Consider the following 14,575-nt stretch of genomic DNA (forward strand, 5'->3'; position numbering starts at 1 on the left):
AGCACTCCGTGGACAGAATTAAGAGGAAACACGGACAATTGCCGCGCCTAAGTCGCGGAGGTACACGTCAAGTTGCTGGTACCCCCGGTCAATGTGCTGAAGACCCTCGACGCGCGTAGTCCCATCCGCCATCAATCCGGCGATGACCAACGCGGCTCCTCCGCGCAAATCCGTCGCTTCAACTGATGCACCGGAGAGTTGCGCGACTCCGCGGACAACCGCCGTCTGTAAGTCTACGGATACGTCGGCTCCCATGCGCGTCAACTCGTTGACGTGCTTGAAGCGCGCTTCGAACACACTTTCCCGAATCACACTGGTGCCGACAGCCGTCGTCAGCGCAGCCATGAATGGTGCCTGCAAATCTGTCGGAAAGCCCGGGTACGGCGACGTTCGCACATCCACCGCCCGCCAAGGCTTCAGGCATTCAACGGTAATTATATCATGGTCCGTAGAGACCCGCACACCTCCCTCGCGAAGTTTCGACAGCAGTGCCGTCAGGTGCGCAGGCTCCGCTCCGGTGAGCGTCACCTTCCCGCGCGTGGCCGCAGCCGCCAGCAAAATCGTACCCGCCACGATTCTGTCCGGTATAATCCTGTGCGTGGCCCCATGCAAGTGGTGCACACCCTGAATCCGGACCGTGTCGTCTCCGGCACCTTCAATGTTGGCACCGCACTTGTTGAGGAAGTTCGCGAGATCTAAAATTTCCGGTTCTCTGGCGGCGTTCTCAATCACCGTTTCGCCGTCCGCTAGCGTAGCTGCCATGATTAGGTTTTCCGTCGCACCGACACTCGGAAAATCGAGAATGATCTCATTGCCAAACAGCCGATGGGACGTACATCGCACGAATCCGTGCTTTTCTTCAATGCTCGCCCCCAAGGCGCGCATACCGCGCAGGTGGTAGTCAATCGGACGCTGACCAATGACGCAACCACCTGGCTTGCTGACGCGCACTTCCCCAAAGCGGGCCAGCAGTGGTCCCATGAGAAAGATGGACGACCTCATCCTCCGCATCAAGTCGGGTGGTACGTTGGCCGAACGGATATCCTTGGGATGGACGATTACAGCGTCTTCAACGCGTTCCACCTTCGCTCCCAAAGTCCGCAAAATATCCATCATGACCTTGACGTCCTCAAGATCTGGGACATCCTCAATGACGCAGGTTTCTTCCGTCATCACTGTTGCTGCGAGAATCGGGAGCGCTGCATTCTTTGCGCCGTAGACTCGTGTTTCCCCGCGTAACGGTTGACCACCCCGAATCTCAAATGCATCCACACCCATCACCTCCCCGACGCTGGTTCACCCATGAGCCGTACTTCGGTCTCCAGGTGTATGGAAAAGCGGTCCTGGATGGTTTCCTGGACGTGGCGCATCAACCAGAGTACGTCTTCCGCCTTGGCACCTCCGAGGTTAACGATAAAATTGGCATGTTTCTCGCTGATTTGCGCGTTCCCTCGTCTCAGTCCTTTCAAACCTGCCGACTCAATCAAGAAACCTGCGTGCGTACCTTCCGGATTGCGAAAGACAGATCCGCAGTTCGGCAGCGACAACGGTTGCGTTCGGTTTCTCCGCTGGGACCATTCCTTGACCGTGCGCATCATGGCTTCACTGTCGCCGGCCCTCAGTCCAAACGCAGCTTCCACGACCAGTTTTGGGTGGTCCTTCAGCACACTGTAGCGGTACGAGAACTTCAAGTCCTCGTTGGACAAACGCTCGACGTTTCCGTCGCTGTCAACCACATCCGCCCAGAGCAGGACATCTTTCACTTCACCGCCGTGTGCGCCCGCGTTCATCATTACGGCGCCTCCCACACTGCCGGGAATCCCGGTGGCAAACTCGAGCCCAGACAAACCATGGCGAATCGCAATGCTCGCGGCTGAGACGAACGAGCGACCCGCCTGTGCGGTCAGTGTGTTGCCGTCCACCGACACACGCGCGAAATTGTCGTGCATCTTGATGACCATGCCGCGAATCCCGCCGTCGAGGACGAGCACATTTGACCCTCGCCCAATCACCGTCCACGGTATGCCGAGCTCCCGCGCCGCGAGGATGGCACTCTGCACTTCCTCCAAACTCTTTGGGCAGACGAAGATATCGGCAGGACCGCCAATTCTCCATGTTGTATGACGAGACATCGGTTCATCGAAAAGCACATCCCGGATGTTGTATCGCTCCAGGACAGCGAGGACGCTTTGCGAATTCATCTTCTAACCTCCAACGTGAGCCAAACATTGGCTGACGCCTGCGCCCAGGTCCGTATGGCATCATATGGCGTCAGCCGGGAATGGGTGATTCTACATCCCTCTAGGATTTAAGATGGGCGCCGTGTTTCCCACGCTTCCATCACTAATGCACCTAAATCACGCACCGCATTCGGCGTCGCCAACTGCTTTGCGGCCCGGCGCAGTGCATCGCCCTGATTGGTTTCCAAAACGGTCAGCAGCGCCTTCCACAGGCTTTCCGGCGTCAATTCGGACTCGCGAATCATCAACGCCGCCCCCTTGTCCACCAGTCTGCGGGCATTTTCCTCCTGGTGATTGGCCGTTACGTACGGGGACGGAATCAGAATGGACGCCAGGCCAAACGAACAGATTTCAGCAAGCGTGGAACTCCCTGCCCGGGTCACCAGCGCGGCCGCCTGCGGTAAGACCGCGGGCATGTCGTGTACAAACGGAATCACGGTGACATTCGGTGGCACGTCGGACAGCGAACACTGCACAGCCTCGTAGTGTTTGTCCCCCGTCACGTATAGCAGCTGCCAATCCGGTTTTTCCGCGAATTTAGGAATGGTTTTCGCCCACACCTCGTTCACGGTTTCCGCCCCGCGACTGCCTGCGAAACAGACAATTAGTTTCTTCCCTGGTGACAGCCGGTACTGACGACGAGCTGCAGCCAGTTGGGCTTCGTCCACTTCGAGCACCTCGCTGGCCCGCGGGTTGCCGGTCACAACCACCTTGTTCGCCTTGGGAAACCATTTCTTCGTATCCTCAAAACACACTGCCACACCGTAGGCTTTCCGCGCGCAAAGCTGATTGGTGAGTCCAGGCCGCGCGTTGCCCTCCCAAACGACCGACGGGACGTTGTAGGCTGCCGCAGCAAACACCACGGGCAACGTCACGTAGCCCCCTGTTCCAACTACCACATCCGGGCGAAACTGACGAACGAGCTTCTTCGCCTTCCAGTACCCTCGTACGGTCGTCCAAGCCGTCTTCAGGCCAGACAAACTCAATTGCCGCCGCAGTCCTGCGGCCGGAATGGAAACAAACGGGATACCCGTGCGCTTCACAATGTCTTGTTCCAATCCACGCTCTGACCCTACGTAAAGGACCTCTATAGATCCGTACATCTTTTCCAAGTAACGCAGCAACGTGAGCCCCGGGTAAATATGGCCCCCCGTACCGCCGCCAGTCAACATCAGGCGCATGTCCTCACCCCTCCAGGACGTCACAAAAAACCCTCTGACCATCCATGATAGCAGAGGGGAGGTTTGTCTCGCTAATGACCGGCGATTTGAAAAATAGCGACGAAAGCCGCTTCAACACAATATGTAGTGTTTCCGCAACGCAAGAAACACTACATCTAGACGTGCTGAAGCACTTTAGAGGAATTTTGCACCCGTGACAATCTGTTTCAAATCGTCAGCGCAAAGACTGCCGGGAAATGTTCAACAGAATGCCGACGCCCGTCAGCATCAAAGTCAACGAAGATCCACCAAAACTGATGAACGGCAGCGTGATGCCCGTCGCAGGAATGGAACTGGTGACGACGCCCACGTTAATGAGCACTTGCACCGCAATCATTCCTGTGATGCCTGCTGCCAAAAGTGATCCGAACTCGTCCGGAGCGAACATAGCGGTACGGAAGCCGCGCCACACCAGGACGCCGAACAGCACAAGTACCGTGGCACCGCCGAGAAAGCCCAGCTCTTCTCCGAGGATGGAGTAGATGAAATCGGTCTGTGGTTCCGGAAGATACAGATACTTCTGACGACTGTTCCCGAGCCCAAGCCCGACCAGACCGCCAGAGCCGAGGGCGTACAACGACTGGATGATTTGATACCCTTTACCCAACGGGTCTTGCCACGGGTCCAAAAACGCGACAATGCGCTTGATCCGATACGGCGCCATGGCGACCAGCGCAGCGAAGGCGAGCAACCCGGAGCCCCCGAGCAACCCAAGCTGACTCAAACGGGCTCCCGCTGCGTACAGCATGACAATCGTGGTCCCCATAATGACAACGCTTTGGCCGAGGTCTGGCTCGAGCATGATGAGGCCGACCGCGAGCAGAGAAATGAAAAGCGGCGGGAGAAACCCGCGCACAAATGACTCCATGCGGTCGGCCGCGTCCGCAAGATAGTGCGCGAGGAACAGAACCAGGGCCAATTTAGCAAACTCCGAGGGCTGAATCCCAAAAGATCCTATGCCGAGCCAGGCCTTGGAACCGCCGCGGCTTTCACCGACCAACAGCACCAGAACGAGGAACAAGAAACTGGCGATGACCACCTTCGGAGCCCACGCGCGAAGTCTGTGGTAGTCGAAATTGGCCATGATGAACATCAATACCAATCCAAGCCCTGCCCACATCAATTGTCGCTTTGCGTAGTAGAAAGCGTCGGTGAATTTTTGCGCCGAAATCACGGAACTTGCGCTGTGGACCATGACCAAGCCAATGCACAAGAGCACGAGCGTCACGGCGACAATCACATAGTCAACATTGCCCTTCGAGCGTACCACCGCAGAGCCGCACCTCCTTTGCGAGTACGGCGATGGGCTGACCACCTTTGCGCTTTGCTCCATTTGGGAGAAGTGGGTACGGTCCCTGATGACGTTGCGGGCAGCGGGACCTAGCAAAACGCGAAAGTCTGTCCAATCGCCAACGCTACAATGTATGCACGGCGCGTTTGAAGATTCGTCCACGTTCCTCAAATGACGCAAACATGTCCCAACTTGCGCAGGACGGTGAGAACAGCACGACGTCTCCAGGTTGCGCCAAGTCATTTGCTTTGCGTACAGCTTCCTCCACCGTGTTCACTAGCATGGTTTTTTGGACGCCCGCGTCGACGCAGACAGCCTCCAGGCGCTTCGCAGATTGTCCAAGCAACACGGCTGCCTTGACCTTGCCGCGCAGTTCATTCACGAGCACGCCAAAATCGTCCCCTCTGTCGAGACCGCCGGCAATCCACACGACGTTCTCCGGAAATGACCGCAAAGCGCGAATGGCCGCTGTCGGATTGGTCGCTTTGGAGTCGTTGTACCAGTCTACACCGCCAACCGTACGGACAAACTCCAAGCGGTGCTCAATGCCTTGAAAACGCATCAGCACGTTCCTCGCCGCGTCCATCGAGGCCCCCGCCCAGATGGCGATGGCAGTCGCCGCCAACGCGTTTTCCAAGTTGTGCTCTCCTTTGAGGCCGAGCGCTGAGGTGGCCATCAAGCGGGTATCTACGCCCGACTTGCGCACGACAATCTCGCCATTTGCCACGAATGTTCCTTCCGGTACTTCACCCTGTCGGCTGAACCATACCACGTCTGCGCGCAGTTGGGCGGCGCGCTGGCGAATTTCAGCCTGATCAAAATTCAAGACAGCGACATCGCCAGCCCCCATGTTTCGAAACAAGCGCCATTTTGCATCCACGTACGCTTCGTACGTTTCGTGGTAGTCGAGGTGCGCCGGATACAGGTTCAGCAATGCGGCCACGCGGGGATGCAACGTCTCCACGCCAAGCAGTTGAAAACTCGACACTTCCAGGACAATCGGTTGGTCGGGACGTACCTGTGTGACAAGCCCCGATAACACACGCCCGATGTTCCCCGCCACCACAGGCTCCATACCGGACTCTGCCAGAATTTCACCTACCAAAGTGGTCGTGGTGGTCTTACCGTTTGACCCCGTAATGGCGACCAGTGGCGACGTCGTGACCCACGACGCGACTTCTATCTCAGTGTAGATAGGAATGTTTCGCCGAACTGCCTCTTCGAGGAGCGGAACTGAATAAGGAATTCCTGGGTTTTTCACAATATAGTCCGGATTGTCGTCTAATAATGACAGAGGATGCCCGCCAAATACGAGGCGGGCGCCAAGCGCCGCAAGCTGATCCGCCTCCGGCTCTGATTCCTCCCGTTGCCGGCGCTCATTGACCGTCACCCTGCAACCGTGAGACAACAACAGTCGTGCAACAGCCTCACCGCTGCGCGCCAGACCCATGACCAACACGTTTTGCCCGCTCTCGATTTTCATGACCTCTCCTCTTTCCTCTTTCCTCTTTCCGAATGAACGCTTACGATGCGTGTGACAGGAGTGCAAGCGTGCCAAACGCCGTGATGAACGCCGCCAGCCAGAAGCCAATCACCACTTCCCACTCCGACCAGCCAGACAGTTCAAAGTGATGGTGCAACGGACTCATGCGAAACACTCGCTTTCCAAACGTCTGGAACGCAAACACTTGGATAATCACGGACAGACACTCCACCACGAAAACCAGACCAAACAGGATGAGTCCGAGTTCGCTGTGGGTCAGTACTGCGACCATAGCCAACGCTCCGCCGATTGCCAGGGAGCCCGTGTCCCCCATGAACACCTTGGCAGGGTGGCGATTGAATACCAGAAAGCCAATTAATGCGCCGACCATGGCAGCACAGAACAACGCCACATCGTATTCGGTGTGCCAATACGCGTAGAACGCGTACGCCGCGAAGACGATGGCCGCACACCCAGACAACAGGCCATCCAATCCGTCCGTCAAGTTCACCGCATTGGTGGTGCCAAGTAATACAAACAACAAAAACAATAGGTAGAACAAACCAAGATCAATGGACAGCGACGTCAAAGGAATGCTGACAGTAAAATGTTGCCCCTGCTGCTTCCAGTGCAACCACAAACCGCCAAACAAGAGCAGCGTCGCGACAAATTGCCAAAACAGCTTCTGTTTTGCCCGCAAGCCGAGGTTGCGCTTTTTTACGACTTTGATGAAGTCGTCAGCAAAGCCAATGAGTCCAAAAGACACCGTGGCAAGCAACAGTAAAAGGACGTCCATGCTCGTGAAGCTGAACTTCAACGTCGTCAGCACGAGAGCGACGACAATCATCACGCCCCCCATTGTGGGCGTGCCCGATTTCACCTGATGGTGTTTCGGCCCTTCTTCGCGTACGCGCTGTCCGAACTTCAACCGATGCAAAATGGGAATGCAGATAGGCCCGAGCAGCACTGCAATGGCGAATGCCGCTCCGGCAGTCAGCAGGAGTGCCTGCAAATCCATGGATAATCTCCTTTCACGATGACTGCAGTGATTGTAGAATGGCCGCGCGGGCCACCTCCCGGTCATCAAAGTGGAATTTCTCGGTGCCAACGATTTGGTACGTTTCGTGCCCTTTTCCTGCAATGAGCACCACATCACCCGCGGCCGCCCGTTGAATGGCCGCCTCTATCGCCTGCTTCCGATCCACGATTCTGTCATACCGGGCGTCCATCCCGACAAGGCCTGCTTCCATGTCGTCCAAAATGGCCTCCGGATCTTCCGTGCGCGGGTTGTCACTCGTCAAGATGAATTGGTCACTGTAGCGCGCAGCAATTTGCGCCATCAGCGGCCGCTTGCCTTTGTCTCGGTCCCCGCCACATCCAACCACCGTGATGACGTTGCCGGTGGCAAACTCGCGAACGGTCAAGAGGGCGTTTTCCAGGCTGTCTGGCGTATGCGAGTAATCCACCAGAACCGTGTACGGCTGACCGGCAGACACCTTTTCGAATCGGCCAGGAATGCCCCGCACAGACTGCAACGCCTTAACCGCCACCGCAAGCGGCACACCCTCCACCAGCGCTACACTGATGGCTGCCAGTGCGTTGTACACATTGAAACGCCCCGTCATGTCCAACTGCACGTGTTCGTCCCCAGCAAAGGTGCACACGTCAAACGAGACACCCTCCGCACGCACGTGGACGTTCCTTGCCCAAACGTCCGCCTCTGTGTCGATAGCGTATGTAATGCACTCCGCGACGGTTTGTTGGCGTAGGTACTCGAAAGCGGGATCGTCCGCGTTCAACACTGCGTACGCGGAACCTCGGGTGTCATCCCCGTACTCGTTGCCGAGTCGAGAGAACAGCTTGCCTTTGGCGGCCCGGTAGTTCTCCATGGTGCCGTGAAAGTCCAGGTGATCCTGCGTGAGGTTGGTGAACACCCCGATGTGATACCGCGTGCCGGCCACTCGATGCAGCTCCAACGCGTGGGAAGACACCTCCATGATGCCGTGACTGCACCCCGCCTCCACCATTTCGTGCAGAATCCCCTGCAATTCCACGGCCTCCGGCGTCGTGTTGACGACGTCGACGGTCTTTCCGTCAATCCGCTTCCCGATGGTACCGTACAACCCCGTCTTATACCCAGCCGCCTGAAGGATGGTCTCAATCAGGTGGGTCACAGTTGTCTTCCCGTTCGTACCGGTCACGCCAATCATCTGCAATCGGCGAGACGGATGTCGATAGAATACGCTGGCGACCACTGCGGAGGCAAACCGTGTATCCGGAACCACGATTTGCGGAATGCCGAGGTCCGGATGGGCTTCTTCCACAAGCGCCGCGGCCGCGCCTTTGCGCGCGCTTTCCGCGAGAAATGTGTGCCCGTCCACGGTGTTTCCACGAATGGCGATGAACAGCGCACCCGGTGTCACTTTGCGAGAATCTGCCGTCACCGACAGAATCTCGACGTCGTTGAAGTCAATTCCCTTGCAATCAATCCGTTTGTGTTTGATCAACGGTGCGACCAGCTGCCGCAAGAGCATGTCGCTTGCCTCCTCAACCTATCCGCTCTGTAGCCATGAATTTGTCTAATCTCTTCGGTAGAGAAAAAAGGGCGGGGCCAACCGCCCTTCGATTTTACATTGACCAGACTACTCGTGTTTCCGACTGCTTGTCAATTCGCCTTCGGAGGATTGTCCCCCAGGTACAACCGCACCTTGGAATTGGGTTCCACTAGCGTGCCACCGGGCGGTGACTGCCAGATCACGTACTTGCCGGTGCCCATGACCTCTGCGTTCAGCTGCGCACTGCTCTGAATCGCTGTCCGTCTCGCATCGCCAATAGTCATTCCAACCAAGTTCGGGACTTCCACCTTGACGGGATCCAACGGCTTCGGTTTTTTCGGAATCCCTTGGTTAGATGTCGGTACGCCCAGGTACTGCAGGCTATCCCCGAGGATGCGGCCGACAATCGGCGCAGCGATGACACCGCCGAAGACAGCAGCGCCGTTGCGTGGACGCGGGTGGTCGATGGCAATGTACGCGACCAGGCGCGGGTTGTCCGCAGGTGCCATCCCCATGAACGAGACAATGTAGTGGCTTGGGTCATAGCGTCCGTTGACGACGACCTGGGCCGTGCCTGTCTTACCGGCCACCCGATAGCCTGGTTGATAGGCTGAACCGCCGCTCCCTCGAGCGACCACGCTCTCCAAGGCGTCCCGAACCTGTTTCGCCGTGTCCGCGTCAATCACCCGGCGCACTTCCTGCGGTTTGACCTGTTGAACGACCTGCCCAGTGTCGTGGTCGAGAATCGCTTGCACGACGTGCGGTTGCATGAGCATGCCACCGTTGGCAATCGCCCCCATGGCCATCACCTGTTGGATGGGCGTGACCGAGACCCCTTGGCCAAACGCGGTCGTTGCCAATTCCAGCGGGCCAACCCGGTTCAACTTAAAGAGGATGCCGTTACCTTCTCCAGGCAGGTCAATGCCCGTTTTGGATCCGAATCCAAATTTCTTGATGTACGAAAACAACGTCTCCTTGCCTAACCGTTCCCCCAGTGCAATGAAGCCGGGGTTACAAGAATTTTCGACCACGTTCAGGAACGACTCCGAGCCGTGGCCACCGGCCTTCCAACACTTCACCTTGCGTCCAGCGACTTCGTAGTAACCAGGGTCGTAAAACCGGTCAGCGAGGCTGACCTTCTTTTCCTGCAGCGCAGCGGACAAAGTGACCACCTTGAACGTCGACCCAGGCTCAAACGTCTGCCAGATGGCCAGGTTCTGGTTATACGTGGTTGACGGATAGTCCTGCCAGTGTGTGGGATCAAAGCTGGGGTAATTGGCCATAGCGAGAATGTTTCCCGTCTTCGGGTCTTCCACAATGGCCGTGACTCGGTCCGGATTGTACTCCGCGACCGCCCGCTCCACCTCGCGCTCCACGAACTGCTGGATCTGAGCGTCAATCGTCAATTGAAGGTCTTGCCCGTCCGTCGGTGGCTGGTAATGTTCGCCGGTCGCAGGCATTCGTTCTCCGTTCGCTTTGGCATAGAACGAAATGTAGCCTCGTTGACCCTGCAAAATGTCGTCGTACTGCTTCTCCACCCCCGTCAGGCCTTGGTTTTGCGCCCCGGTGATACCGAGCACTTGAGCCGCCAGCGAACCTAACGGATAGGCGCGTTTGCCAGCCTCCGAAATGTAGATGCCGGAGCGGTCGAGGTTGCGGATCTGCGTCGCCTGCTGCTCTGTGACTCGCCGCCCTTTCGGCGAGATGTACACGGTCAGCGACTTCTTCTGCAACAACTTCAGTACGTCCGCCACCGGCATTTGCAGGATGCCTGCCAACGCCTGCGCTGTCCCTGGCTTGTCCTTCACTTGAGCGGGCACAGCAATCACAGTCGGTGCACTCGCGGTGTATACCAGTTCCCGGCCTTTGTCGTCGTAAATCGTGCCACGCGTACCTTCCACAGGAATGTTCCGCTCCCAGGATGACTCGGCGCGCGCCTTCAACCACGAGGACTGCCCCATTTGAATGTACGCCAATCTACCAATCAGGCCGCCAACCGCCAACAGCAGGCAAAGAAGTAAGATGACGAATCTGCGGCGCATGGTCCTACGAGTCACTCGCACGCTAGTCGCCCCCATGCCAGATTTCTAGATTGATCCTATGCGGACAATCCTGGCCATAGAAGCATGTCTTAGGGCACCATTCCGAGTTGTTCGAATGGTGCCCTATCATCGGCGTGCCAGTGCTCTAATTTGAATTGTTTCCGTTTCCGGCCACATTCGAAGTGTCGTTTGCAATGGATGCAAACGCCTGGTCCACCGGATTCTTTGGCGGTTCAAAGTCCACCGCCACCGTTGCCCCGCGTTGAATTGGCTGACCTGGTGCCACTGATTGGGAAACGGCAAACCCATCGCCTTTCGGCTCCAGGTTCACACCCATCGCCGCGAGGATGTCGCCTGCCTCACGCATGGACACACCAGTCAAGTCAGGCATGACCCCTGTCGTGGGGTCTGCCCCGGGTGCCCACAGGTACATCTTCGTACCGGCTGGAACCTCCAGTCCGGGTGCGGGCCACTGATTCTTCACAGGGCCACCGTCACCGACGACATTCGCGACGAGCCCCAACTTCTTGAGTGAAGCCTCGGCATCGGTGGTAGACTCCCCGACCAGGTTCGGCGTTTGCACGTAATGCGTGTCGGCCTTCACCGCGTTTGCTGTCGACGAGGATTGCATTCCAGACTTTGGTGGAATGTGTGCATATTGGAGACACTCCTGAAGGATGTCTCGCGCCGCTGGCGTTGCCACGGTGCTGCCCCACGTGTTGCTCTCTGGCGTTTTCGGCCAGTCGAGCGTCACGTACACTTCAAACTTGGGATTCTCCGCCGGCGCGTAGCCGATAAACGAAACGATGAACCGGTCCTTGTAATAACCACCTGTGGGAGTCTTTTTCTGTGCCGTCCCGGTCTTCCCGGCGACGTCGTAGCCAGGGATTTGGCCCACACTGTCAATGCCCTTGGAGACGTCTAGAACCAACGTGTCATTGACTTGCTGCACGACGTCCTTGGGCACGACTTGCGGATTCTCCACCACGGGTTGGAACGTCTTGACCACCTTGCCAGTGTTGGGATCTATCAGCGCCTTCGCGAGATGCGGCCGAATCAGCTTGCCTCCGTTCGCAATCGCCCCGTAGGCCGCCACTTGCTGCATGGGGGTGACGGCGATGCCCTGTCCAAATCCAGAGGTCGCCAACTCCACTTCCCCGCGGTCCTTCGGCGGAAAAATAATGGAACCCGCCTCATTGGGAAAATCGATACCCGTCTTGTTCAAAAAGCCGAACGTATCCATGAAATGCAACAAGTTTCCCCAGCCCAGCTTGAGGGCAACCGTGGCAAATCCAACGTTGCTGGACTGCTCAAGCGCTTGACGGTACGTCAGCGTTCCCCAACCCACGTGGTTCCAGTCGTTGATGGTGCGGTCCGCCACCTTCATATGCCCCGAGACGAACGTCTGATCCAGCGAAATGACGTGTGTCGCCAGCCCTGCTGCCAGTGTCAACATCTTGAACGTGGAACCAGGTTCAAACGCGTCGTTCACGGCCCAGTTGTTGTACAACGCTTCGGGAGTCGCGTTGACATAATTGTTCGGATCAAATGTGGGACGACTGGCCATGCCGAGAATTTCACCGGTCAACGGATCTGTGACGATAATCGCGGCGTGGTCCGGGTTGTACTGCTTCATCAAGTCGTCCATCTTGGCTTCGACAAACCCCTGAATGGTTTGGTCTATCGTCAATTCGACATTTTTCCCCGGAACAGCCTGTTTCGTGGTGTGAACGGTCGTTTGCAATGGGAAGCCCCAGATATCCCTCGTGTATGATACCTCTCCGTTTTCACCAGAGAGAACGTTGTTGTATTCTGCCTCGAGCCCACTCGCACCGACGCCGTCGTGCGTCACGTATCCGAGCGTGTTGGCTGCAAATGAGCCATAAGGATACACCCGCTTTTCCGTGGGCGTAAACGTCACATCGGAGGTGTGGTCGGTACCGAAGATGGCCTTATTCTTGAGGATACGCTGGATCTTCTCCTTGTCCGGCTCCAGCACAGAACTCGGCCAGCGCACCCAGTGTTTCCCGCTTTGTAGCTGTTTGGCAATATGGTCCGCGGAATCACCAAGGATAGGAGAGAGTTGAGTGGCTAACAACTGCAGGTCGGGAAACGCGTCCGTCTTGATGTCCATCATAAAAGCTGGGACGTCGTAAGCGAGAGGATGTCCGTTGCGGTCGAGGAGCGCCCCTCGCTGAGCCAATACCACTTGGGTGGTATTTTGAACCTGGTTCGCTTCCGACAGCAGCTTCGGACCAAAGGCGCTCTGGACGTAGTAAATGCGCAGTGCGACAGCGCCGAGTGTCAACACAAAAGCCGCCTGCATAGCAATGACCCGTTTGCGGTGCCGACTCGGACGTAGTGTTCTTTTCCTAGATTTCAAGCCCATCCACTCCGTTAATGGCTGCCGCTTTGAATTTGGACAGGGTCAGCGTACTGCATATGAAGGCGACCGAGTGCGATGCCCAAGATTCGACTTGGCTGCAACAGTTCATCCACCTGGCTCGTCAGGGACGCATTCTCCGCTTGGACCTTCTGGATCTGCGTTTGCATGTTGTCGACACTGTAACTCAACTTATCAATTTTGGCGCCTGTGCTCGCGATAAACCAACCCACGCCGACGCACGTGACGAGACACAAGCCCAGACTCAGCCGGTCGCGCAGGGCAGACCTTTCACGTGCTCTCGTTTGTTGCTGTGTGTGTTGCGTCGACCGCGTCTGCGTCTCTCGAACTGTCGTTTGTTTAACTGCCAACATGTATCAAGTCGCCTCCCGTGGCTGTTCATAAAATGGTTTATAGTTTCTCAATGACGCGCAGTTTTGCGGATCGGCTGCGCGGATTCTCCTCAACTTCCTGTGCACTTGGGACCACCGGTTTCCGGGTCACCAACTTCGCCTTCGGCACGTTGCCGCAGCGACACACTGGAAAGTCTGGAGGACATATGCACCCTTGTGCCAGTGCCTGAAAGGCGTGTTTTACAATACGGTCCTCCAGCGAATGGAACGTGATGACTGCCATCCTGCCACCAGGCTTCAGCACTTGAAACGCGCCTTGCAAGGCTTCCTCCAGCGCGCCCAGTTCGTCGTTCACAGCAATGCGCAGAGCCTGGAACACCCGCCTTGCGGGGTGGGGCCCCGACCTGCGCGCGGGCGCCGGAATGGCTGCTTTGACCAAGTCAGCCAGCTCGCTGGTTGAATCAATCGGCCGTTCCTCACGGCGTCGAACAATCAGCCTCGCGATAGGTCGACTAAATTTCTCCTCCCCGTACTGAAAGAAAATACGGGCAAGTTCAGCCTCTGAATACTTGTTTACGATATCTGCCGCTGTCAGGGTCTGGCGCGTGTCCATTCGCATGTCGAGCGGCGCGTCAAATCGGTAACTGAACCCCCGCTCTCCCTCGTCGAATTGTGGCGAGGACACACCCAGATCAAACAGCACGCCATCGACATCCGTAAACTTTCGCGCGGAAGCTTCTTCTGCAATGTGTCGAAAGTTCGCGTGAACGAACTGTACGCGCCCTTCGTACGCTTGCAGCTTCTGCTTTGCGTGCTCGATAGCGGACGTGTCCTGGTCAAACGCCAGCAACAAACCGCTCGGGGCACTCTTGTTCAACAATCGCTCACTATGTCCGGCGCCCCCGAGTGTGCAGTCTATATAACGTCCGCCGTCACGCGGCAAAACAGCGTCGACAGTTTCCTCCAAAAGTACGGTGGTATGCTCAAAAGTTTGCACATGGGTCACTC

The 14,575-nt window shown here is 57.0% G+C and carries 11 protein-coding genes; all 11 read right to left on the reverse strand.

Going from position 1 to position 14,575, the window contains the following annotated elements:
• Positions 1-18 precede the first annotated feature (18 nt).
• Positions 19-1,272, reverse strand: coding sequence for a UDP-N-acetylglucosamine 1-carboxyvinyltransferase (murA, locus tag YWK_RS0105450; RefSeq protein ID WP_026964008.1), 1,254 nt, complete (start codon positions 1,270-1,272; stop codon positions 19-21).
• A gap of 5 nt (positions 1,273-1,277) precedes the next feature.
• Positions 1,278-2,201, reverse strand: coding sequence for a UDP-N-acetylmuramate dehydrogenase (gene murB / locus YWK_RS0105455; protein WP_026964009.1), 924 nt, complete (start codon positions 2,199-2,201; stop codon positions 1,278-1,280).
• 107 nt (positions 2,202-2,308) lie between these two features.
• Positions 2,309-3,421: an undecaprenyldiphospho-muramoylpentapeptide beta-N-acetylglucosaminyltransferase gene (gene murG, locus YWK_RS0105460; protein ID WP_026964010.1), complete on the reverse strand. Its 1,113-nt coding sequence runs from the start codon at positions 3,419-3,421 to the stop codon at positions 2,309-2,311.
• Positions 3,422-3,635: 214 nt separating this feature from the next.
• Positions 3,636-4,730 carry a stage V sporulation protein E gene (gene spoVE / locus YWK_RS0105465; protein ID WP_026964011.1) on the reverse strand — a complete coding sequence of 365 codons (1,095 nt, stop codon included), beginning with the start codon at positions 4,728-4,730 and terminating at the stop codon, positions 3,636-3,638.
• A 145-nt stretch (positions 4,731-4,875) separates the two neighbouring features.
• Positions 4,876-6,234, reverse strand: coding sequence for a UDP-N-acetylmuramoyl-L-alanine--D-glutamate ligase (gene murD, locus YWK_RS0105470; protein ID WP_026964012.1), 1,359 nt, complete (start codon positions 6,232-6,234; stop codon positions 4,876-4,878).
• 40 nt (positions 6,235-6,274) lie between these two features.
• Positions 6,275-7,252: a phospho-N-acetylmuramoyl-pentapeptide-transferase gene (gene mraY / locus YWK_RS0105475; protein WP_026964013.1), complete on the reverse strand. Its 978-nt coding sequence runs from the start codon at positions 7,250-7,252 to the stop codon at positions 6,275-6,277.
• 13 nt (positions 7,253-7,265) lie between these two features.
• On the reverse strand, positions 7,266-8,768 hold the full coding sequence (locus YWK_RS0105480; protein WP_026964014.1) for a UDP-N-acetylmuramoyl-L-alanyl-D-glutamate--2,6-diaminopimelate ligase: 1,503 nt from the start codon (positions 8,766-8,768) through the stop codon (positions 7,266-7,268).
• Between the two features lie 131 nt (positions 8,769-8,899).
• Positions 8,900-10,852 carry a stage V sporulation protein D gene (locus tag YWK_RS0105485; RefSeq protein ID WP_462934518.1) on the reverse strand — a complete coding sequence of 651 codons (1,953 nt, stop codon included), beginning with the start codon at positions 10,850-10,852 and terminating at the stop codon, positions 8,900-8,902.
• A gap of 124 nt (positions 10,853-10,976) precedes the next feature.
• On the reverse strand, positions 10,977-13,220 hold the full coding sequence (locus tag YWK_RS18485; RefSeq protein ID WP_084453504.1) for a PASTA domain-containing penicillin-binding protein: 2,244 nt from the start codon (positions 13,218-13,220) through the stop codon (positions 10,977-10,979).
• 8 nt (positions 13,221-13,228) lie between these two features.
• Positions 13,229-13,588, reverse strand: coding sequence for an FtsB/FtsL family cell division protein (locus tag YWK_RS0105495; protein ID WP_026964016.1), 360 nt, complete (start codon positions 13,586-13,588; stop codon positions 13,229-13,231).
• Between the two features lie 37 nt (positions 13,589-13,625).
• Entirely contained in the window at positions 13,626-14,564 is a 939-nt protein-coding gene (rsmH, locus tag YWK_RS0105500; RefSeq protein WP_026964017.1) for a 16S rRNA (cytosine(1402)-N(4))-methyltransferase RsmH, read from the reverse strand.
• Between the last annotated feature and the right edge of the window lie 11 nt (positions 14,565-14,575).

It is taken from the genome of Alicyclobacillus pomorum DSM 14955, from assembly GCF_000472905.1.
Taxonomy (GTDB): domain Bacteria; phylum Bacillota; class Bacilli; order Alicyclobacillales; family Alicyclobacillaceae; genus Alicyclobacillus_A; species Alicyclobacillus_A pomorum.